The sequence below is a fragment of the Pseudomonas sp. SIMBA_041 genome, assembly GCF_046535095.1.
In the GTDB taxonomy this organism is placed as follows: Bacteria; Pseudomonadota; Gammaproteobacteria; order Pseudomonadales; family Pseudomonadaceae; genus Aquipseudomonas; species Aquipseudomonas mucoides.
In genome coordinates this window covers 1-247 of sequence record NZ_JAWRXJ010000738.1, presented here as the reverse complement: position 1 = coordinate 247, position 247 = coordinate 1, and the positions used below count along the sequence as shown (strand labels likewise).

Here is a 247-nt window from a genome sequence, read left to right as displayed (position 1 = left end):
CTGGTAAGCCTGTTGATCGAAGAAAAACACGACGGCCGCAAAGAAGCACAGCGTATCGCCGACAAGTTTGGCGCCAAGGTGGTCGGCGCCATCCCACCACTCAATGTCTATCAACTGCGCTTGCCGGTGCACGACCTGGTGCAGCGCGACGCGATGATCCTGCGCATGGGCAGTGAAGTCAGCGTCGATGCCGTGATTGTCGAAGAGTCCGCCCCCGAACGTGCAGAGGAAGGTGACGGTCTCAGCC

Annotated in this window: 1 pseudogene; it reads left to right on the top strand. The window is 59.9% G+C overall.

Annotated features, from left to right (window positions below):
• Positions 1-247 (top strand): annotated as a pseudogene (locus SB725_RS33070) (peptidase S8 and S53 subtilisin kexin sedolisin); the annotation flags it as partial.